General features: G+C 73.3%; 14 protein-coding genes. 7 read left to right on the plus strand and 7 right to left on the minus strand.

Going from position 1 to position 20342, the window contains the following annotated elements:
* Nucleotides 1–80 precede the first annotated feature (80 nt).
* From ACQPZZ_RS20880 to ACQPZZ_RS20895, 4 genes are all read left to right on the plus strand, one after another.
* Nucleotides 81–1952: a hypothetical protein gene (locus ACQPZZ_RS20880; protein WP_432920663.1), complete on the plus strand. Its 1872-nt coding sequence runs from the start codon at nt 81–83 to the stop codon at nt 1950–1952.
* A gap of 555 nt (nt 1953–2507) precedes the next feature.
* A complete protein-coding gene (locus tag ACQPZZ_RS20885; RefSeq protein ID WP_432920666.1) occupies nt 2508–3350 on the plus strand; it encodes a serine/threonine-protein kinase in 843 nt (280 codons plus the stop codon).
* 327 nt (nt 3351–3677) lie between these two features.
* Complete coding sequence (locus ACQPZZ_RS20890) at nt 3678–4325, plus strand: DUF4352 domain-containing protein (RefSeq protein WP_432920669.1); 648 nt, start codon at nt 3678–3680, stop codon at nt 4323–4325.
* 98 nt (nt 4326–4423) lie between these two features.
* Nucleotides 4424–5578, plus strand: coding sequence for an alpha-hydroxy-acid oxidizing protein (locus ACQPZZ_RS20895; RefSeq protein ID WP_432920672.1), 1155 nt, complete (start codon nt 4424–4426; stop codon nt 5576–5578).
* A gap of 18 nt (nt 5579–5596) precedes the next feature.
* Here ACQPZZ_RS20895 and ACQPZZ_RS20900 read toward each other — a convergent pair whose 3' ends face one another.
* The 4 genes from ACQPZZ_RS20900 to ACQPZZ_RS20915 form a co-directional block, all read right to left on the minus strand.
* Nucleotides 5597–8248 (minus strand): DUF6493 family protein, encoded by a 2652-nt coding sequence (locus ACQPZZ_RS20900; protein WP_432920675.1) that lies wholly within the window; start codon nt 8246–8248, stop codon nt 5597–5599.
* Complete coding sequence (locus ACQPZZ_RS20905; RefSeq protein ID WP_432920678.1) at nt 8245–10875, minus strand: hypothetical protein; 2631 nt, start codon at nt 10873–10875, stop codon at nt 8245–8247. The genes ACQPZZ_RS20900 and ACQPZZ_RS20905 overlap by 4 nt, the downstream gene beginning before the upstream one ends.
* Before the next feature lie 14 nt (nt 10876–10889).
* On the minus strand, nt 10890–12245 hold the full coding sequence (locus tag ACQPZZ_RS20910; protein ID WP_432920681.1) for an SWIM zinc finger family protein: 1356 nt from the start codon (nt 12243–12245) through the stop codon (nt 10890–10892).
* A 229-nt stretch (nt 12246–12474) separates the two neighbouring features.
* The gene (locus ACQPZZ_RS20915) at nt 12475–14073 is read right to left on the minus strand and encodes a peptide chain release factor 3 (RefSeq protein WP_432920684.1); all 1599 of its coding nucleotides are present in this window, start codon (nt 14071–14073) and stop codon (nt 12475–12477) included.
* 250 nt (nt 14074–14323) lie between these two features.
* Here ACQPZZ_RS20915 and ACQPZZ_RS20920 point away from each other — a divergent pair, with 250 nt between their 5' ends.
* Both ACQPZZ_RS20920 and ACQPZZ_RS20925 read left to right on the plus strand, forming a co-directional pair.
* The gene (locus tag ACQPZZ_RS20920) at nt 14324–15787 is read left to right on the plus strand and encodes an MFS transporter (protein ID WP_432920687.1); all 1464 of its coding nucleotides are present in this window, start codon (nt 14324–14326) and stop codon (nt 15785–15787) included.
* 31 nt (nt 15788–15818) lie between these two features.
* Nucleotides 15819–16649 (plus strand): helix-turn-helix transcriptional regulator, encoded by an 831-nt coding sequence (locus ACQPZZ_RS20925; protein WP_432920690.1) that lies wholly within the window; start codon nt 15819–15821, stop codon nt 16647–16649.
* A 167-nt stretch (nt 16650–16816) separates the two neighbouring features.
* On the opposite strand, the gene ACQPZZ_RS20930 is transcribed toward ACQPZZ_RS20925, so the two are convergent.
* Genes ACQPZZ_RS20930 through ACQPZZ_RS20940 form a run of 3 tightly spaced genes read right to left on the minus strand, consistent with a single transcriptional unit; the run spans nt 16817 to nt 19256 of the window.
* The gene (locus tag ACQPZZ_RS20930; protein WP_432920693.1) at nt 16817–17629 is read right to left on the minus strand and encodes an MBL fold metallo-hydrolase; all 813 of its coding nucleotides are present in this window, start codon (nt 17627–17629) and stop codon (nt 16817–16819) included.
* Nucleotides 17626–18213 carry a TetR/AcrR family transcriptional regulator gene (locus ACQPZZ_RS20935; RefSeq protein ID WP_432920696.1) on the minus strand — a complete coding sequence of 196 codons (588 nt, stop codon included), beginning with the start codon at nt 18211–18213 and terminating at the stop codon, nt 17626–17628. Before ACQPZZ_RS20935 ends, ACQPZZ_RS20930 begins: the two co-directional genes overlap by 4 nt.
* 47 nt (nt 18214–18260) lie before the next feature.
* The gene (locus ACQPZZ_RS20940; RefSeq protein ID WP_432920699.1) at nt 18261–19256 is read right to left on the minus strand and encodes an ArsR/SmtB family transcription factor; all 996 of its coding nucleotides are present in this window, start codon (nt 19254–19256) and stop codon (nt 18261–18263) included.
* 63 nt (nt 19257–19319) lie between these two features.
* On the opposite strand from ACQPZZ_RS20940, the gene ACQPZZ_RS20945 reads away from it, so the two are divergent.
* Nucleotides 19320–20300, plus strand: coding sequence for an aldo/keto reductase (locus ACQPZZ_RS20945; RefSeq protein ID WP_432920702.1), 981 nt, complete (start codon nt 19320–19322; stop codon nt 20298–20300).
* Nucleotides 20301–20342 lie beyond the last annotated feature (42 nt).

Consider the following 20342-nt stretch of genomic DNA (forward strand, 5'->3'; position numbering starts at 1 on the left):
TTCACAGAACGGCCACCCCACGTCCTTGTTACGCTGCCATGTCCGGAAACGCCCTCAAGGGCAAGCGGAGGGATCGGCTCATGGCACCGACGCAGCTGTACCAGGCGCTCCTGCGGGACCCCGGCCGGCCGATCTGGGTGCGGCTGCACCGCGTCTTGTCCGCCTGGGCGCAGTCCAAGGGCTTCCCGCCGCCGGACGCGGGCAGGCCGCGAGTCGACCACGAGCACGCGGGCTCTCGCCTGGTGATGGAGCGGCGCGCCGGGTGCGGTCGCTACATCCTCGAGGAACCGGTGGAAGGCGGACGACTGCGGACCAGAGCGGTGTTCCTCGACGGCGAACCCGGCTGGGTCCTGGTCACGGTCGAGCGGGAGGGGGACACACGGCCGGACGTCCGGGCCCCCGGCTTCGTCCCGGCGTACCTGCGCACCGCGCGCATCACCGACGGCGGGATCCACCTGGTGGACCGCGCGGAGGTGCTGGCGGAGGACGAGGTGCACCGTTTCCTGCGTGTGCTGACCGAGCCCCGGCGCCGGGTTCCCGTCGTGGTGGCGTCGCCCGGCCACGGCGATGAGAACACCTCCCGCGCCGACCGGCTGGCGGAGGCGACGGCCGGAGCCGGAGTCGTCGTACGGCTGGCCGACAGGCGCACCGAACACCTCTTCAACCGTCTGATGGGAGACGAGCTGGCGGTGTACGGCGGCGCGATCCGCACGTACACCGCCCCCTTCGACCCCGCCAGCGAACGCAGTCCCTACCGGCATCCGCCGATGCGGCCCGCCAAGTTACGGGAGGAGGGCGCGCTCGAGAAGATCGCCGACGGCGTGATCGGCCGCGCCTCCGCGATGGATCTGCCTCCCGAGGTCCGGCGGTCCCTGCCCGTCGTACTGCGGGTCCTGGCGGGCCGTGCGGAGGTCGCGGAACTGGACGGAGCGATGGCGCCGCGCCCCACGCCCGTCGACCCCGCACGGGAGGAACTGCGGCGGAAGATGATGGCGCTGACCGTCCGCCCGGCGCCCCCCGCGGCGCCGCCGGTCGCGGCCGGGCCCGAACCGGCGCCGAAGCCCGAGCCCACGCCGGATCCGGCCGCCGTGGTCGCCGAGTCGCCGGGCCCTGATCTCGCGCATCGGGTGGCCGAGATGGTCGTCAAGGCCATGCGCCAGGACCTGGACACCGCGCTCGGCCTGGCCGCGGGCGCCGACACCGGCCGTGACGTGCTGCGCGAGGTCCGCACCCTGGGCCTGCACCTGGCCGGCCTGCGCGAACTGATCGTCCCCGCCCCTCCCGCGGGGAGCGAGGACGATCTGCGCCTCGCACACGAGTTGCTCCGGGAGGAGTACGCCGAGGCCGTCACCGCCGCCCGCGTGCTGGAGGAACGGGTCCGGTGGCTGGAGCGCACCCTCGCCGAGTCGGGGCACCCCGTCTACGGCCTCGCGACGCCCGGCGAGCCCTTCACGCCCGCGAGCCTCGCCGAGACCCTGGTCGAGGCCCGTTCCCGGCTGACCCACCTCGTCATCGGGCCGACCGACGCCGCCGCGGTCCGGCTCGACCACGCCGACCCGGTGCTCAGCCGTACGTGGGCGGCCAAGGCGTGGGACGCGCTGCTCGCGCTGGACGACTTCGCCCGCGCCCGCTCCTCCGGCGAGTTCGCGGGCGGCTTCTACGACTGGTGCACCGACGGTTCCGGCGGCCGGCGGGTGATTCCGACCGGGATGCTGGCCATGCGTGAATCGGCGTCGGTCACCGGCAACGCCAAGTTCAGTCAGCCGCGCACCTTCCCCGTCCCCGCAGAGGTCCACCCCCACGGAAAGATCGTCATGGAGGCCCACGTCAAGCTGCGCGCCGTCGGATATCCGGCACCGCGGATGTACTTCCACGACGACTCGGGCGGCGACACCGGCAAGATCTATGTCGGCTACCTCGGCGATCATCTACCGAACACCCGGACCAACTGAAAAACGCGCACCTGGAACGGGCCAAACGCCTAAATTCCCGGCGGACTGATCGCCTATCATGCTGACCCATGCGTCACGGTCCGCCTCATCAGTACGGTCCCCGCGGATCCGGAGGCGACCTGTCGCGCAAGAGCTTCTGGTGGGCACTCGTGCCGCTGCTCACCTGCGGGCTGGGGACACCCTTCGTCGTCGCCTTCGCCGCCATCCGGCTGAGAGAACGGCGGCTCGCCCTCGCCGCCGGCGGCTACTCCCTGGGGCTCGTCGCCTTCATCGTCGCGACGAACCTGCTGGAGGGCGTTCCCCGAGACGACTGGCGCAACACCGTCACCGCCGTCGTCTGGTTCGGCGGGATGTGGGCCGGGGGGAGCGATTCACACCTTCCTGCTGCGCACCAGGGTCTTCCCCCATGTCGGCACACAGGCGGTGCCGTCCTACCCCGCTCCACCGTCCTACCCCGCTCCGCAGGCCCATCCCGCTCCGCAGGCCTATGCCGCTCCGCGGGCTTATGGCAGTCCGCCGGCCTACCGTGCCCCGGCGACTCCCCCGACCTGGCCAGTGCCGCACGCCTCCGGCGCGTACTCCCAGTACGTCACCGGCGGCCCGCATCCGGCGTCCGGCCGTAGTGCCGGCGTGGCCTGGGTGGGGCCGTACGCGCTGCTCACGAAGGTCGGCGAGGGCGGGCAGGGGACGGTCTACCTCGGCCAGGCGCCGGACGGGCAGCAGGTGGCGGTCAAGATCCTGCACATCAGGATCGGGCCGGACCTGGGTGAGCGGGACGCCTTCGTCAAAGAGGCGCTCGCCGCCCGGCGCGTGCCGTCGTTCGCGACCGCCCAGGTCATCGACGTCGGCGTCGAGGGCGACCTGGCCTACATCGTGAGCGAGTACGTCCACGGCCCCTCTCTCGAACGGCTCGTCAGGGAGCAGGGCCCGCGCAATCCCGACAGCCTCACCAGGCTGTCCATCTCGACGCTGGCCGCGTTACGCGGAATCCACAACGCGGGCATCGTGCACCGGGACTTCAAGCCCGCCAACGTGCTGCTGGGAGCCGACGGCCCGCGTGTGATCGACTTCGGCATCGCGAGGGCGATGGACCGGCTCACCACGAGCGCCGGGACGAAGGGGACGCCTGCCTTCATGTCCCCCGAGCAGGTGCTCGGTGAGCAGGCCGGTCCGGCCTCCGACGTGTTCAGCTGGGGCAGCACGATGTACTACGCCGCCAGCGGCAGGCTGCCGTTCGACGGGCCGTCGGTCTTCGCGGTCTCCCAGCAGATCATGGAGCACTCCCCCGACCTCGCCCCGCTGCCCGCCGCGCTGCGGCGGCCGCTCGCCGCCGCCCTGAACAAGGACCCCCGCACCCGCCCCGCCGCCGCCGACCTGCTGCTGGCGCTGTCCGGCTGACCGCCCTTTCGCGCTGACCGGCCTTCACACGGACGCGGCGTACCGGTGGCCGAGCAGGTCCACCGAAGCAGCCCCAAGCCTGGTCACCACCGGCGCCGGTCATCCCACGCATGCACCCGGTTCGGGCCAGAACGCGGAGAGGCGACATGCATCCTCCGTGAGGCTCGTGTGCGTGATTCAACCAGATCGTCCGCAGTGAGCGCCAGGACCACCGCATAACGAGCAAGGCAAAGCTCTGAGACAGATAGCTTGTGTGTAGCGTTCACATGTGCTCTACTGATCATGCCCGTCGCCAACGTGTGGCGGAGAGGAAGGAGAGCCTGTCCGGTGCACCAGAATCCGCAGCAGTACCCACAGCAGCCCCACCCCCAGCCCCCGGCGCAGCACTACCAGCCGACCGTGATCGTGCAGAAGAAGGGCAACGGCTGTCTGAAGGCCGTGCTCGTCGGCGCGGCCGTGCTCATGATCCTGATCGTCGTCGGCGTCGTTCTCGGCGGCCGCGGCGGCGACTCCGAGGTCAGCCTCACGGAAGGTTCCGCGAAGACCACACACGCGGCCAAGCCCCGGAAAACCCAGGTCGCACCCGGAGTGGGCGAGGTCGTGAAGGACGGCAGATTCGCCTTCAAGGTCACCAAGGTGGAGAAGGGGCTGTCCCAGGTCGGCGAGGGCTTCACGGTCCACAAGGCCCAGGGGCAGTACGTCCTGGTGCACCTGACGGTGAAGAACATCGGCGACGAGGCCCAGATGTTCACCGATTCCGCGCAGAAGCTCATCGACACCAAGGGCCGCACGTTCGACGCCGACTCCGGCGCGGCCGTCTGGCTGCAGGACTCCAACGCGTTCCTGGAGAACATCAACCCGGGCAACAGCGTCAAAGGCTTCCTGCTCTTCGACGTGCCGAAGGGCCTGACCCTCAAGGCCGTCGAACTGCACGACTCGCTCTTCTCCGGCGGCGTCACGGTCTCCCTGCGATGAGGAACTGCTTACGTTGTCCCTGGCCCTTTTTCACATAGTTGGCTTTTGCTTGGCCGCTCGGCTCGGGTAATGCACCCTCCCCCGGGTAACGCGCTCGTATGAATTTCGCCGAATACCAGAATGAGCTGTACGCCCAGGGACGGACCGGCCATCAGCCGCCGTATCCCATGACATTCGCGGAGCTGGAAGACAGGGCGTCGGCCGCGATGAAACCGAAGGTCTGGGGGTATGTGGCCGGCGGCGCCGGTGACGAGCACACCCAGAGGGCCAACTGCGAGGCGTTCTCACGCTGGGGCTTGTATCCGCGTATGTTGGTCGCTCCCACCGAGCGCGACATGTCGATCGAGTTGTTCGGGGTGAAGCTGCCCGCGCCGGTGTTCATGGCGCCGATCGGTGTGATCGGCGTGTGTGCCCAGGACGAGCACGGCGATCTCGCATGCGCGCGGGCCTCCGTCCGGACGGGCGTTCCGTTCTTCGCGGCGACCCTTTCCGCGGATCCCATGGAAGACGTGGCCGCGGTGCTCGGAGACACGCCGGGATTCTTCCAGCTCTACACGGCCCCCGATCGGGACCTGGCCGCGAGCCTGGTGCACCGGGCCGAGGCGGCGGGTTTCAAGGGCATCGCCGTCACCCTCGACACCTGGGTCACCGGCTGGCGGCCCCGCGACCTGCGCGGCTCGAACTACCCGCAGGTGCCCAGCGGATGCCTGAGCAATTACACCAGCGATCCCGTGTTCCGGAGGAGACTGCGCCCCGGCGAGGACGCCACGGAGGCCGCGGTGCGCACGCTGCCCATCTTCGGTGGACCGTTCAGGTGGGACGACCTGGACTGGCTTCGCTCGCAGACCGGGCTGCCGCTGATGCTCAAGGGCATCTGCCACCCCGACGACGTCCGCCGTGCCAAGGACCACGGCGCGGACGCCGTCTACTGTTCCAATCACGGTGGACGGCAGGCCAACGGAGGGCTGCCCTCCCTGGAGTGCCTGCCCGGCGTGCTCGACGCCGCCGACGGGCTGCCGGTCCTGTTCGACTCGGGCGTACGCAGCGGCGCCGACGTCATCAAGGCGCTGGCGCTGGGCGCCACCGCGGTGGGGATCGGTCGTCCGTACGCGTACGCGCTGGCGGTCGGCGGCGTCGACGGGGTGGTGCACGTGCTGCGCTCCATACTGGCCGAAGCGGACCTCATCATGGCGGTCGACGGATATCCCACCCTGAAGGACCTCACGCCCGAGGCGCTACGCCGCGTGGGATGACCGGCGGAACGCCCGAGCTCATGGGGTCTCCTCACTTACGGCGATCAGCTCCTGGAGGCGCCGGGCCTCTCTGACGAAGGCACCGTCGCCGGCCCGCCGCGCGACCGCGGCCAGCCGTGGAATCGGTGAACGGGCTCCGGTGAGGGAGGCGGCGGTCGCGGCGATCCCGAGCAGGCCGGTCATGCCGGTGCGAGGCCGCTCCCGGCCTTCGGGCAGGAGTTCGGCGAGCATGCGCGCGGCGGCGGCCCAGACCTGAGCATGCGCACCCGCCGCCAGGGCGTCGCCGAGAGCGGTGACGACGCGGCCGAGCCTGACCATGTCAGCCGCGGCCAGGACGGACAGGAACCCTCCGAGGTCGCCGCCGTCGAGGTCGCCGCGGGCGGCGTGGACCAGCAGCGCGTCGACCGCGACGCCCCGCGCGCCGTCGTCCTCACATCCCAGACCGTGGGCGAGCACGGCGGCGGTCACTCCGCCCACCGGTCCCTGCCCGCAGGCCAGCCGGTGAAGCGGCGCCAGATCGGCCCGGCGGGATCCGACCAGCGGGGGCAGCCGCGGCAGGATCCAGGCGGTGATCACCTCCCGGTGCGACGGCATGAGCAGGGGCCACCAGTCCATCCTCTGGGAAGCGAGGTTCACGGCGTCGGCGGGCTCGACCACGCACATGCGCCGGACGAGGTCCGGCAGGTCCTCCTCGCGGGGCCGCACGACAGGGAAGACCCGTGTGACGACCGTGGCGGAGCCTTCATACAAGGGGAGCCGCACAACCCGGTGGCCGCTCACCGGGTCGGCGAGCCCGCCCCGCCGCAGCCACGCCGCGAGTTCCCACCCGGCGGCCGATGTCAGCGTCCCTGCCCGGACGGCCGCCGCCGGGGGGATCGTCCGCGGCAGTCGCAGGAGCGCCTGCTGAAAGTCGGCGTCCAGTGGCTCTGCGCCGGCCGCTTCGAGCCGCTCCATGCGCTCGACCAGCGTCATCGGGTCGATGTGCCCGGACTCGACGGTGGGCGTGGCCAGCAGGACCGGCACGTGCGCGGTCTCGAGCGCACGGACGACCTCTCTCAGGCGCGTCACGACGAGCGTGTCGGGCACCGGGTCCCACTCATGGGGAGGGTAGGACCTCACCCCTTCGCGAAACCTTCTGGCGGTCTCGGGCGCCACCGCGGCGAGCACGGCGCGGACCGTCAGCAGACGCGGGTCCTCGTCCATCCCGCCGATGCCGAGGGCGGCGGGCTCGGCGTCGAACAGGGCCGGCCAGTCCGCGCGGAGCACCGGCTCGACGACCGCGCGCACCGCCTCACGGTCGCGGTGGACGAGCGTCACCAGCCCGGCGAGCAGCCGCTCGACCGTCAGCGGGTCCCGCGCGGTGACGACCAGCTCGGCGAGCTCCTCCGGCGACTCGACGGCAGGGACCGGATCGGCCCCCTCGACCGGCGGGGCCGGCAGGGCGACCGGCACGGGGACGGGCGGAGCGTCCAGGCGGAAGACCGGAGCCAGCCGGTCCCGCAGATCGGCGGGGAGAGCGTCTGCCGCCGCGCGGACGGCGGCATGACCGTCCTCGTCCGCGCGGGCGGCCAGCCGTGACGCCGCCGCGGCGGCGCGTTCGGCGATGTCGCGGTGAACGCTGCCGAAGGCCGCGGTCACCGCTCGCAGAGCGGCGCCGGTCCGCCCCGGCCGGCCGCGGGTGCCGGCCTCCGCCCAGGTGAGAGCCGCCCGGACGTGTTTCTTCTCCGGACGGAACATCAGCGTCTCGGTCGCCTCGGCGAACAGCTCGTCGGCAAGCAGCCCTGCGGCGTCCGCACGCCGCAGCTCGGTCACCGCGAGCTGAACGACCGGTCCCGGGGCGGTGGGCACCAGCCGCACCAGATCTCCGACGGGGATCTCCCGCGGGTTCGGCCGCAGGGCGGCGTAGAGGTCGGTGAACGGCCGGGTCTCACCGTCGTAGAACGCGCCGGCGCAGCCTTCCAGCAAGGCGCCGCGCTCGAGCACGCCGTCGCCTGCCCGGCGCGCGACCGCGGCGGCCCACGCGGCGACCGGGTCTCCCGCGCCGCGTAGCCGCGCCGCCAGGCCTCTGCCGCGCAGCAGGCTCCCGGCCAGATGACGGGTCAGCCGCTCATCGGCGACATCGCCGCCGCGGTCGGCCACGGCATACAACCAGCCCAGCACGAAGGTGGCATCGCCGGGCGGCTCGATGCCGTCCTCTTCCGCCAGGCGGGCCGCCGGAAACCACGCCGACAGGCGGTGCGCCCGTCCGCCGTCGGCCTCGTCCCTCCACACATGCTCTTCCGCCAGGCGGCGGACGAGTTCCGCCCGCCACCGCGCCGGCCTGTCGCGCAGCAGGCGGGCGATGCGGCGGGCGTCGTCCTGGTGCCCTTCGAACAACCACAGGCTGGGACGCGTGAGCCAGTCCGCGACCTCGGCCGCGGTGTCGAAACAGGCCGCGGCGGCCGCTCGAAGCGCGGGCGCCTGCGGGTCATGCGGTGGGCCGTCCCACCATCCCCTCCCGAGCCCGCCCTGTGCGGCGAACGTCCGCAGGTGCCCCGCCAGTGGGCGCTTCGCCTCGTCGCCCGCCCGTTCGAGCAGATCGGCCGTCCTATCCGCGTCGCCCGCCCTGATGCTGTCGGCCAACCCGGGCGGCTGCACGGCTCGCCGGGTGATCGCGGCCCAGAAGCTCATCGGCTCACCTGCCGCTGAAGGCGGCGGGCCTCCTGGACCAGCCGGCTGGATCCCCCGCGCGCCGCCGTTTCGGCCAGCCCGGGGACGTCGCCGCGCTCTCCGCTGAGGGCGGCCGCCTTCACCGCGACCGCGAGCAGCTCCCCGAGCCCGGCCCGGGGCCTGTCCCCCGTGCGGGGAAGCAGCGGAGGCAGCGCCGTGAGGAGAGCCCGCCACACCTGCGCGTGGGCGCCCGCCGTCGTCGCCTCGTCCAGCGCGGAGGTGATGCGGTTCAGCTTGACCAGGCCCGCGTCGGCCAGCCCCGCGACGGCCCGGCCGAGATCTCCCGCCGGTAGGTGTCCGCGTGCCGCCAGGGTGATGAGGGCGTCGACGGCCGCGGCCCGCTGGCCGGGATGCCTGTTCCCCATCCCGATGGCGAGCGCGCTCGCGGTGGCCGGGCCCACCGGCCCGTCGCCGTGCGCAAGCGCGGCGAGGACGTGGCCCCCGCCCCGGGTGTCGTCGATGCCGAGGGCGAGGGTCTCCAGCAGGTGGGCGGCGACGACCTCACGGTGGGAGGGCATGACGGCCGGCCACCACAACGCCTCCCCGGCGTCGTGCAGGATGCGCCGCGACCCGGTGCAGAGTTCGGCGACGGGCCGGGGAACACCGGCCGGTGGCGTGATCTCGACGAACACCTCCCCGTAGTGGTCCGGGCCGCTGTCCGCGTCCGGCCGCTGCGCCGCCTCCATTTCCACGATCACCTCGGGGTCGGGCAGCCCGCCCCGCCGCAGCCACTCCGCCAGGACCCGGCCCGCCTGTGAGGTCAGTCCTTCGGCACGTACGACGGCCCGTGACTCGATCTCGCGCGGCAGCCGGAGGAGCGCCTGGTGGAAGTCGGCCTGCAGCGGCTCGGCGCCCTCCAGGCGCTCCATCCGCTCGACCAGGATTTCCGCATCGACGTGGCCGGTGGGGGCGGTCGGTGTGGCCAGCAGCACCGCCACACTGCGGCCCCTCTCCAGCATCTCGACGACTTCCCGCAGCCGGCGCTGGACCAGCAGCTGGATCGCCGGCTCATACTCGGGATGGCTGCGGTGGTAGCCCGCGAGCAGAGCCGAGAGCTTCCTGCTGTCGGCGGGCGCGACGACCGCCAGCGCGCACCGCATCAGCAGCGCGTGGGTGTTCCGCCCGAAGCCGCTGATGCCGTACACGTAGGTGGCCGGGTCGAACGGCCGGCGCCAGCGCTTGTCGCACCACGGCCGCAGTGCCTGCGACACGGCGTCCCTGTCACGGTGCGTCAGCTCGACGAGCGCGGCGAGGATGCTCTCGAACTGCGGCTGCCCGGTCCGCCAGTCCAGCGCCTCGATCTCCCAGGCCAGTTCGCCGGGCGAGCCGAGCGTCGCCGGCAGGGCGGGCAGCGGGTTCACCACCAGAGCGGCCGGGGTCATCGGCGGCGGCTCGTCGGCCTCCACCACACCGGCGACGGCCGCGATCTTCTCCCGCAAGTCGGCGGGAAGCCGGGAGGCCGCCGTACGGACCGCGTCGAGGGCCGGGCCGGACGCGTGCGGGGCGAATTTGACCGCCAGGCGCACGGCCCGGTCCCGCAGCGCGGGGGTGTCCTGGTCGAGCACGGCCGCCAGCGCCACTTCCGCGGCGTCGGCCCTGGACGGCGCGGCGCCGGCGATCCACCGCAGGGCGGCCGTGACGTACTTCTTCTCCGGCCGGAACGCCAGCGCCTCGACCGCCTCACCGAACGACTCGTCACCCAGCAGGCCCGCCTCGTCGAGGCGGCTCAGCTCCTCCAGCACGAGCTCGACGAGCGGCGGCGCGGCCGACGGCAGGAGCCGGACGAACTCGACGGCGGGAATCTCCTCCGGCTCGGGCCGCAGCCTGCGCCACAGCGTCGCGAACGGGGCGATCTCCTCGGCGCCGCCACCCGCCAGGAACCGCTCCACGCATCCGCCGACGAGCACCCCGCGCGGCACCCGGCCCTTCTCGGCGAGCGCGACCAGGGCGGCGACGACGCCCTGGTCGCGGTTCCGGACCAGATCCCAGGTCAGCGCCGCCGCGACGCCCGCGGCCCGGAACACCCGGGGGAGCAGACGGCCGAGCAGCGGGTCCACGGCGAGCGCGTCCAGGGTGCCCTGGTTCGCTCCGTGACGCCCGATCAGCCGCCACAGCCACCCGACGGTGAACGCGTCGTTGTCCGGCGGCTCGGCACCCGTCTCCAGCACCAGGCCCGCCGCCAGGTCCCACCCCGGGACACCGCTGTCCAGCAGCCGCGACGCGGACCTCGACGGCGACCGCAGCCGCTCCACCAGCCGGACGGCCAAGTCCTCGCGCCATGTGGCCGGCCGGTCCCCGATCAGCGCCAGGATGCGGGCGGCGTCGGCCTCGGGCCGGCGCACCCAGCGCAGGTCACGCCGGTTCAGCCAGGCCGCGACCTGCGCCGCACCGCTCAGGCAGGCGGCCCCCGCGAGGCGGAACATCTCCGTCTGATTCTGGATCCAGAGTTGGCCCTCCCACCCCTGGGCCAGCCGCTCGGACAGGTATCCGGGGAGCCGCGCGGCGACCGCCCGCCGGCCATCCTCGTCGAGGGTGGCCAGGAAGCGCGCCATCTCCGTGTCGTCGCCCGCCTCGATGCGGCTAGCCACCTCCTTCCAGGGATTCATCGCGCGCCGCCCTCCGGAGCCGCCCCGCCCTGGTCGCGCACCTGCTGGGCGGCCAGGACGTGCTTGCACGGGCCGCGGCTGCCCCGGAAGTCGGCGTACCAGGGGCACGTGCAGACCGGGCCGTCCGAGGTAAGCCGCACCCGCCGCTCCCCCACCACCGCCGTGTCCGGCGCGGTGAAGCGGACGGCTCCCCGCTTCACCAGGTCCCGGGCCGCCTTCAGCCGCGGATTCATCGCCGCCACCCGGCCGGGGTCGTAGGGAAGCTCACGATGGAAGTGCGCCGCCTCCGCCACGTCGTAGCCGACCCGTCCCGCCGTGCCGAGCTGGGTCAGCGCGGCGCGGAGCCGGTTCCTGGGCAACCCGGATCGCTCCGCCAGCAGGTCGGCGTCCAGGCGGGGCTCGAACGACAGCATTGCCCCGACCAGGCCGGCGTCCTCCTCCGCGTGCGCGGTGGCCAGGTCGCCCAGCACCGCGCCCTCCCCGGAAAACCCTCTGCGGGCCTCCGGCGACAGGGTCAGCACGTAGCGCATGCCGGGGAGCTCCAGCTCCCACGCGCTCGCGACCGGAAGGCCGTGCGCGGGGACTGCCGGGCCGTACACCCTCAGGCCGGTGGCGAAACGCAGCAGAGGGAGCAGGCTGGCCAGCCGTTCGGGGCCGGGCAGGCAGACGGCGCCCGCCGCCGGACGGGCCGACAGACGCAGCGACCTTCCGGCGGGCACCGCCCACAGCACCCCGCGCCTGGGCAGCGACCGCAGGAAACGCACCGCCTCCGGCCCGGTCGTCTCCGCGCGCAGGTCGAACCCCGATGCGATGACCTGCACCTCCGCGAAGCCGCGCACCCACCGCTCGGGCAGCGGCACCTTCTTCTCCACCACCGCGCCATCGAGCGTGGTGGCCACCAGTTCCTCGGCGCCGACCCGCAGATGCAGAGGATCGCCGCCGCCCACCCGGACCAGCGCCCGCCGCAGCGGGTCGTTGACGTCCACGTTGGTCGTGCCCAGCTCGACCACCTCGCCGTCGAGGCCCTGCTGCAGCACGTCCAGCCGGGCGTACACGCCGCCGCAGGCGGAGAAGGACTCGAAGCGCAACCGGTCGCCGTTGCACGTCACGACCGGATCGCGCACGATCCCGGTGGGGCGGGCGTCGTAGTAGCGGGCCCGGGCCACATCGGCGACTCCGAGCAGTCCGGCCGCCGCCGGCGCCGCCCGAGTCAGCAGCCCGCTGAAGAACGCGGGATGGGAAGCCGGTCCGCTGGGGGTCACGCCTCCCGAGGTGGACAGGTCGAGCAGACCGGAGGACAGGTCCAGCTCCGAAGAGCGCACATAGGAGTACGCCAGCACCGCATCAGCCATGGCCCGGGACGCTACAGATCAGGACCGACAGATCATGACCGGCACTCCGCCGGCGGACGGAATGTCGGTGGCGGCAGGCAGACTGCGGCCATGAGGAACGGCGACCTGGCACGCCTGGCCGTCGCGCCCATGACGCGGGCGGACTGCCGGGCTTACGCCGGCCTCGCCCCGGAAGGATGAGCGATCGTCCGGGACGACGGCACAAACCCGGGTGTGGCGGATATCGCGGTCAGGCGGTCGCGCCGGGCAGCCCCTGACCGGCGATGAGCGGTTCCAGGGTCAGGCCCGCGTGTTCGCGCTGGATCGAGCGCATGCGCCACTGGTCGGCGAAAACGGCGAGCAGTGCCTGGTCGCGGCTGCGGGTCAGCACCTCCGCGCCGCGCTGGCGCCGCAGCACCTCGGCGGACTCGGCGTCGGTGCGGAGGGCGAGCGTGTATTCCAGCCGGTCGAGGACGATCTCCGCGCCGAACTCGGTGGCCAGGCGGTGTTGCACGACCTCGAACTGCATGGGCCCGACCGCCGCGAGCACGGGGGCCTGGTCGCCGCGCAGGTCGGAGCGCAGCACCTGGATCACCCCCTCGCCGTCGAGCTGGTCGATGCCGCGGCGGAACTGCTTGGCCTTGGCCGTGCTGCGGGAGCGTGCGACGGCGAAGTGCTCGGGGGCGAAGCTGGGGATGGGCGGAAACTCCACCGGCTTGCCCTCGTAAAGGGTGTCTCCCGGCCGCAGCGCGGTGGCGTTGACCAGCCCCACCACGTCACCGGGGTACGCCTCGTCGATGGTGGCGCGTTCCTGGCCGAACACCGACTGGGCGTACTTGGTGGCGAACGGGCGGCCGGTGGCGGCGTGGGTGAGCACCATGCCGCGCTCGAACCGGCCCGAGCAGACCCGGACGAACGCGATGCGGTCGCGGTGGGCGGGGTCCATGTTGGCCTGCACCTTGAAGACCAGGCCGGAGAACGGCGCGTCCAGCGGCTGGGCCGCGCCCTCGACGTCCGCCCGGGGCGCGGGGGCGGGGGCGAGGTCGACGAGCACGTCAAGCAGCCGGGCCACGCCGAAATTGGACAGCGCCGCGCCGAACAGCACCGGCGTGGACTCGTGCGCCTCGAACGCCTTCTGGTCGTGCTCGGCGCCGATCGCGGCGAGCAGGTCGGCCTCCTCCCCCGCACGGGTCCAGTCGGCGCCGAGTTCGGCCGCGGCCTGCTCGGGGGTCAGATCGGTCTCCAGGGCCTTGGTGGCGCCGCCGGGAGTGCGGGTGTAGCGGACGATGCGGCCGGCCAGCCGGTCGACCACGCCGTGGAAGTTCCCCGCGGTGCCGATCGGCCAGGTGATCGGCGTGGGACGCAGGCCGGTGCGCTCCTCGATCTCGTCGAGCAGCTCCAGCGGTTCGCGGCCGGGCCGGTCCCACTTGTTGACGAAAGTGATGACGGGGATGCGGCGGTGGCGGCAGACCTCGAACAGCTTCATGGTCTGCGGCTCCATGCCCTTGGCCGCGTCGAGCAGCATGACCGCGCAGTCGACCGCGGCCAGCACGCGATAGGTGTCCTCGGAGAAGTCCGCGTGGCCGGGCGTGTCCACCAGGTTGAACACGTGGTCGCGGTAGTCGAACCGCAGCGCGGCCGAGGTGATGGAGATGCCGCGGGCCCGCTCCATCTCCATCCAGTCGGACGTCACGCCCCGCCGGCCGGCCTTGCCGTGCACGGCGCCCGCCTGGGTGATGGCGGAGGCGTGCAGGGCGAGCGCCTCGGTCATCGTGGACTTTCCGGCGTCCGGGTGGCTGATCACCGCGAACGTGCGGCGGCGCGCCGCCTCACTCGTGACGGCGCTCATCGCCGGGCCTCCCGGCCGGCGCGGGCGCGGGTCGTCGTGGTGCGGTTGTACGTGCAGGCCATCCGGGCTCCCAAACAGCGGTGGACGGTTGAGGTTACCGCGCCGCGGGCCGCGCTCCGGAATCGGCGGCGCCCGGCCCGCGCCCGCGGATGGTGGCACTCGCGATACCGGCATCGGCCGATTCTGGCCCTCCCCGCCGCGGCCGGGGAGGCTCTGACCGGGACTCCCCCACCAGACCAGGAGACGAAGCATGTCCTCTCTCGTTACGGAACCGGCCGGGACAATCGTGCGAGGGCGCCGCCGCTGGCTCGCCCTTCCGGTGATCCTCGTCGGCACCTTCATGACGATCCTCGACTTCTTCATCGTGAACGTCGCCATCCCCTCGGCCCAGGCCGAGTTGCGCGCCACCGACGCGCAGATCCAGTTCGTGGTCGCCGGATACGGCATGGCGTACGCGTCGAGCCTGATCACCGGCGGCCGTCTCGGCGACCTGTACGGCAGGCGCAGGGTGTTCGCGATCGGGCTGGCGGGGTTCACCGTGGCGTCGGCGCTGTGCGGCCTGGCGACGGGCCCGGTGATGCTCGTGGCCGCCCGCGTCCTCCAGGGGGTCGCGGCGGCGCTGATGTTCCCGCAGGTCCTGTCGGTCATCACCGTCACCTACACGGGCGGCGACCGGCCCAGGGCGTTCGCGGGGTACGGCGCCGCGCTCGGCCTGGCCACGGTCGGCGGTCAGGTCCTCGGCGGCCTGCTCATCGCGGCGGACGTGCTCGGCCTGGGCTGGCGCGCCTGCTTCCTGGTGAACCTGCCCGTCGGCGTGGTCACGCTGCTCCTGCTGCGCCTCGTGCCCGAGTCGCGCTCCGAGACCGCGCGGGGGCTCGACCTGGCGGGTGTGGCCCTCGTCGTGCCCGCCCTGCTGCTCCTGCTGGTGCCGCTCGTGGAGGGCAGGCAGGAGGGGTGGCCGGGCTGGACGTTCGCGTCGCTGGCGGCGAGCGCGGTGATGTTCGCCCTGTTCGCGGTCCAGCAGCTGCGCCTGTCGCGGGCAGGCGGCACCCCGCTGGTGGAGCCGTCGTTGTTCCGGTCCCGGTCGTTTCTGACCGGCCTCGCCACCGTGCTCGCGGTCTACGGCGGCATGGCCTCGTTCATGCTCGTCATCGCGCTGTACGTGCAGGACGGGCTGGGCCGATCCCCTCTCGGCGCCGGCCTGGTGTTCCTCCCGATGGGCGTGGCGTTCTTCGCCACCTCGGCGAACGCCGCGCGGTTCACCCGCCTGCTGGGCCGCCGTACGCTCACGACCGGCGCGGTCCTCATCGTCGCCGGGGAGGGCTGCCTCACGCTGGTCACCCGGGACGCCGGCGCGGGGGTGAACCTCCCGCTGTACGAGGGGTTGATGGCGGTGGCTGGAGCCGGGATCGGCATGGTCGGCGCCCCGCTGCTGTCGCAGGCGCTGTCCGGCGTCGGCTCCGGCAGCGCGGGCTCGGCCGCCGGCGTGCTGTCCACCGTGCAGCAGATGGCCGGGGCGCTCGGCGTCGCGATGATCGGGATCGTCTTCTTCGGCGTCCTCGGCGGCGGCTCCTCCCCCGTCGCGTACGGCAGGGCGTTCGCGGCGAGCCTGGTCTGCCTGGGGGCACTGGCGGCGGCCGCCGCGGTGCTCACGGTGCCGGACCGGTGGTGGGGCGGGGCGGGCTCTTCTTCGGGATCGCCGGCTTCGCGATGATGGACGGACACGGGCGACCGGCGGGGGGCTGATGGGCGAGACCGGGCACGACAACAGGCGCGAGCTGGCGCGGTTCCTGCGCGACCGTCGCTCCCGGGTGGCGCCGCAGGACATGGGACTGCCCGTGGGACCCCATCGCCGGACGAAGGGGCTGCGGCGCGAGGAGGTCGCCGTGCTGGCCGGCCTCAGCCCGACCTGGTACACCTACCTGGAGCAGGGCCGCGACATCAATCCCTCGCCCGCGGTGCTCGACAGCCTGGCCCGCGTGCTCGGTCTCAGCGAGGACGAGCGCCGCTACGTCCACCTGCTCGCGCGCACCCGGCCGGTCGCCGCGGACGGATCCGTTGTGGACGGAACCGTCGTGGACGGGGACCTCGTCGCGCGGCTGGTCGAGGCCGCCGGGCAGGGCCCCTGGCCGCTCTACGCCGGCAACCGGTATGGCGACGTCGTGGCGTGGAACCAGGCGGCCGCGCGGTGGTACACGGACTTCGGGCGGCTGCCGGACGCACGCAGGAACATCCTGTGGTGGCTGCTGACCGACCCCGAGGCCAAGCGCCGGCTGCCCGGCTGGCACGGCGACGCCCTCGACGTCGTCGCCCGGCTGCGCACCGCCTACCCGCCGCTGGCGGGCGACCCGAGGATGAGCGCACTGGTGACCGGCCTGAGCGAGGCCAGCCCCGAGTTCCGCCGCTGGTGGGACGAGCGGCACGTCCACGGTCCGCGCCTGCGGCCCCGCACGATCACGGCCCCCGGTCTGGGGACGCGGACCTTTCACCTCACCCTGGCCGACGTCGTCGACAGCGCGGGGCACTCGCTGGTGTTCCATCTGCCCGCGCCGGACGGCGGGGAGCCCGAGGGCTGAGGCCGGGTCAGAGGCGCTCGACGACAGTCACGTCGTCGCCGGACCGGCCGACCAGGACGGCGTTCCGGTCCCCGCCGTCCGGAGGTCCGAAGACCTGTTCAGCGGGCGGCGGCCGGGCCCGGGGACCGGCTCATTCGCCGGCTGACACCGGTGCGGAGCCTGTCCCCTCACCGCTCCATCCTGTACCGGCTCAGTTCCCAGGGGTCGTGGGCGGAGAAGACCTCCACCTCGCCCGCGTGGTCGCGGACGAGTGCGCGCAGCCGGTCGCGGTTGCGCAGCCGCAGCGTCGCGTCGACCTGCGAGCCGGTCTGCACGATGTCCAGCAGCGGGTGCGGCTGCGGCTCCCCCGCCCGCAGCTCGCCGTGGTGGAAGTACGCGTCGCCCGCGTGCAGCAGCCACCGGTCGCCGTCACGCACGGCCACCGCCGCGTGCCCGGCGGTGTGCCCGCCGAGCGGCACCAGCAGGAACTCCGGCGGCAGCCCCTCCGGCTGCCGTACGCCGCCGAAGCCGAGCCACTCCTCCCCCCGGCCGGGCTCGTACGTCACCCAGTGCGGCCGGTGGGCCCAGTGCGCCGGGCGGTAGCGCCGGCTGGGGGCCTCGGCCATCGCGGCGGCCAGTTCCTCCTCCAGGACGTGCACCCGGGCGTGCTGGAAGTCCGGCAGGCCGCCGGAGTGGTCGACGTCGAGGTGGGTCAGCAGGATGTGCCGCACGTCGGCGGGGGCGTACCCGAGCCGCTCGACCTGGCGTACGGCGGTCTCGGCCGGGTCGAGCAGCGGCTCGGCCATCTCCGTCCACTCCCGTTCGAGCGAGCCCGCCGGGTCGCGTACGTCGCCGAGACCGAGCCCGGTCTCCACCAGCACCAGGCCGTCGTGGTCGGTCTCGACGAGCAGGCAGTGGGACACCGCGTGCGCGGGCGCCAGGTCGTCATACACGGGCTCGATCTTCCGCATCGAGCCGCAGTTGAGGTGGTGGATCTTCATGCGGAGCCCTTTCCCCGGACGGTGCCGTCGACCAGAGCGCCGATCCGCCGCGTGACCGAGTGGATGACGCCGGTGTCGCGGCGCACGCGGGCCAGCAGCAGCGCCCCCTGCAGGGAGGACAGCACCAGGTCGGCGAGCGCCTCGGCCTCGCCCACATCGTGCTCGCGCAGGTAACGGGTCAGCCCGTTCAGCCAGGAGGCGTACGCCGCGTCGCAGGCCGACCGGATGGGCTCGCTGGCACCGGCGGCTTCCAACGCCACCGTGGCCACCGGACACCCCTCCTGAAACTCCGACTGCTCGAGGTCGTGGGCGAGCAGATCGCCGATCAGGGCGATCGCCTCGGCCGGGCCGGAGGCGGCGGACACGGCGGCCGTGATCCGCTCCCCCAGGTCGCCGCCGGACAGGGCGACCGCCTCGGCGGCCAGCTGCTCCTTGCCCTCCGGGAAGTGGAAGTACAGCGAGCCCTTGGGCGCCCGGCTCTCCGCCAGCACCTGGTTGAGGCCCGTGGCGTTGTAGCCCTGCCGCTGGAAGAGCCCGGCGGCCGTGCGCAGGACGCGCTCGCGCGTGTCGTTCCTTCGCGTCATGCGGATCACACTAGACCGACCGGTCCAGTAGATGCAACTAGACCGGTCTACATAGTTGCCGGACCGTCTACTGCCTGATCCTCCCCCACGAGCTGTTCGCCGAGGCCCGTGCGCCGGTAGCGCAACCGGCGGCCGTCCCGTTCGCCGGTCACCAGGCCGGCGTCCCTGAGCGTGGTCAGGTGATGCGAGGCGGTCGCCGGAGCCAGCCGAAGGGCGGCGGCGACCTCCCCCGTGCTGAACGGCTCGGCCAGCAGAGCGAGCACGGCCGCGCGGGTCGGGCCGAGCAGGGCGGCCAACGCCGCCGGCGGCTCGGCCGGCACGGGCCGGTCCCACAGCCGGCCGTGGCCGCCGGGCGCGTACCACAGGGCCCTGCCGGTCGGGGAGTCCGTCATCGTGTACACATGCGAGCCGGTGAAGCCGGTGGGCAGCAGGGTCAGCGGGTGCCCGTCGAGGCCGAACTCCCCATCCTTGGCGTACGCGAGCCGCAGCGCCTCGCCGTCCCAGTCCAGCCGGGGATGCAGGTCCGCCAGCAACGCCCGCGGCCCGCGCTCGGCGGCGAGCAGGCCGCGGCGGGTCAGCTCGCCCTCCGCGAGCGCGCGCAGGCGCGGCCAGCTCGGCGCGATCGCCAGCGCGAAATAGCGCCTGACCTCCCGCACCGTCGCGGCCAGCGCCGCCGCCGGGTCGGCCGCGAACCGCTCGATCTGCGCCGGCGCCCGGTGCCCCGCCCAGGCCCGGTCCACCTCGTACGCGGCCCGGTCGAGCGGGGTGGCGGCCACCACCCGCAGCTCCTGTTCCAGGGTCGGCCGGGCGGCGACGGGCGCGGGAGTGAGGAAGTCCGGCACATAGCCGGTGGGGCCGGGGACCAGCGCGCCAAGGGTGGTCAGGCCCCGCAGCAGCGGCTCGGCCCTGGCCCGCCAGGACGCGGGGACCAGGCGCGCAGAGCGGGACCGCAGCGCGAGGCAACTGGCCACGACCTCCGCCATCGGGCTGTGCGCGAACCTGAGCCGCAACAGGTCGGCGGGGGCGAACTCGATCCGGATCACCTGTCCATTCGAGCACGCTCGAACGGTTAGCGGAGAGCAGCCCCCGGTTCCTACGGTCGGCGCATGGAATACACCCGTCTGGGGCGGACCGGCCTGCTCGTCAGCCGCATCTGCCTGGGCACGATGAACTTCGGCTGGCAGATCGGCGAGACCGAAAGCCACGCGATCCTCGACCGGGCGTACGAGGAAGGCGTGAACTTCGTCGACACCGCGAACATGTACGGCCGGGAGACCGGCGACGGCCTGAGCGAGCGGTTCATCGGCCGCTGGTTCGACAGGGCGGGCCACCGGGACCGGATCGTGCTGGCTACGAAGGTGTACGCCCCGATGACCGAGTGGCCGAACGACGGCGGGCTCTCGGCCCGCCACATCATCGCGGCCTGCGAGGCGTCGCTGCGCCGCCTGCGGACCGACTGGATCGACCTCTACCAGATGCACCACGTGCAGCGGGACACCCCCTGGGAGGAGGTCTGGCAGGCCATGGAAACGCTGGTCGTCCAGGGCAAGGTGCGGTACGTCGGTTCGTCCAACTTCGCCGGCTGGCACCTCGCCCGTGCGCAGGCGGCGGCCGAACGGCGCAACTTCCTCGGCCTGGTCTCGGAACAGTGCAAGTACAACCTGCTCACCCGGCACGTCGAACTGGAGGTGCTGCCCGCGGCGATCGAGCTGGGCATCGGGATCCTGCCCTACTCGCCGCTGCACTTCGGCGCGCTGTCCGGGGCGCTGCGCAAGCAGCGCGAGGGCGCGGGCGGCCGCAGCGTGCTGCACGCCCCGGAGCGGGTCGAGCCGCACCGGGCGGCGATCGAGGGCTACGAGAAGCTGTGCGCCGAGATCGGCGAGGAGCCCACCACGGTCGCGCTCGCCTGGCTGCTGTCACGGCCCGGCGTGACCGCCCCGGTCATCGGGCCGCGCTCGCCCGGGCAGCTCGACCTGCCGCTGACCGCGCTGCGTACCGAGCTGTCGGCCGGGACCCTGGCCCGGCTGGAGGAGCTGTTCCCGCCCGTCGGGAACGGCGGCCCCGGCCCGGAGGCCTGGGCCTGGTGAGACTCCGCCCCGGCCGCGACGCGGGGGCGGCGGCCGGGCCAC

It is taken from the genome of Microbispora sp. CA-135349 (assembly GCF_050947365.1).
Lineage (GTDB): Bacteria > Actinomycetota > Actinomycetes > Streptosporangiales > Streptosporangiaceae > Microbispora.

Bases quoted from the DNA above. Each gene is read 5' to 3' on its own strand.
- ACQPZZ_RS20880 (WP_432920663.1), top strand. From the start codon at position 81: ATGGCACCGACGCAGCTGTACCAGGCGCTCCTGCGGGACCCCGGCCGG.
- ACQPZZ_RS20895 (WP_432920672.1), top strand. From the start codon at position 4,424: ATGAATTTCGCCGAATACCAGAATGAGCTGTACGCCCAGGGACGGACC.
- ACQPZZ_RS20900 (WP_432920675.1), bottom strand. From the start codon at position 8,248: ATGAGCTTCTGGGCCGCGATCACCCGGCGAGCCGTGCAGCCGCCCGGG.
- ACQPZZ_RS20910 (WP_432920681.1), bottom strand. From the start codon at position 12,245: ATGGCTGATGCGGTGCTGGCGTACTCCTATGTGCGCTCTTCGGAGCTG.
- ACQPZZ_RS20915 (WP_432920684.1), bottom strand. From the start codon at position 14,073: ATGAGCGCCGTCACGAGTGAGGCGGCGCGCCGCCGCACGTTCGCGGTG.
- ACQPZZ_RS20920 (WP_432920687.1), top strand. From the start codon at position 14,324: ATGTCCTCTCTCGTTACGGAACCGGCCGGGACAATCGTGCGAGGGCGC.
- ACQPZZ_RS20925 (WP_432920690.1), top strand. From the start codon at position 15,819: ATGGGCGAGACCGGGCACGACAACAGGCGCGAGCTGGCGCGGTTCCTG.
- ACQPZZ_RS20930 (WP_432920693.1), bottom strand. From the start codon at position 17,629: ATGAAGATCCACCACCTCAACTGCGGCTCGATGCGGAAGATCGAGCCC.
- ACQPZZ_RS20935 (WP_432920696.1), bottom strand. From the start codon at position 18,213: ATGACGCGAAGGAACGACACGCGCGAGCGCGTCCTGCGCACGGCCGCC.
- ACQPZZ_RS20945 (WP_432920702.1), top strand. From the start codon at position 19,320: ATGGAATACACCCGTCTGGGGCGGACCGGCCTGCTCGTCAGCCGCATC.